Source organism: Entomohabitans teleogrylli (assembly GCF_001484765.1).
Classification (GTDB): Bacteria; Pseudomonadota; Gammaproteobacteria; order Enterobacterales; family Enterobacteriaceae; genus Entomohabitans; species Entomohabitans teleogrylli.
The window spans coordinates 1-339 of record NZ_LLXO01000125.1 but is presented as its reverse complement, the minus strand read 5'-3'; the positions used below and the strand labels follow the sequence as shown (position 1 = coordinate 339).

Here is a 339-nt window from a genome sequence, read left to right as displayed (position 1 = left end):
GGTATTGATGCGGGGGACATGAAGATCACCCGTGTGGCGCCGGGCCGTCTGGCGGATGACAGCACCGATGCGGTGAACGGCTCCCAGTTGCACGACACCAATACCGCACTGGACAAACTGGCCAGCACCCCGCTGACCTTTGCCGGCAACACCGGTCAGGTCGGTAAGCTGCTGGGTGAGAAACTGACAGTGAAGGGGGGCGCTGCCACGACGGGGCTGTACTCGGACGCCAATATCAACACCCTGGTGGACGATAACGGCAACCTGGTTATTCAGATGGCGGAGAACCCGGAGTTCACCTCGGTGAAAACCGGCAACACCACGATCAATAACAACGGG

General features: G+C 60.2%; 1 protein-coding gene. It reads left to right on the top strand.

The window, feature by feature from the left end; genetic code table 11:
• Positions 1 to 18: 18 nt before the first annotated feature.
• Positions 19 to 339 (top strand): hypothetical protein (locus AQ981_RS28635; protein WP_420809814.1); only part of this gene is annotated, 321 nt, incomplete at its 3' end.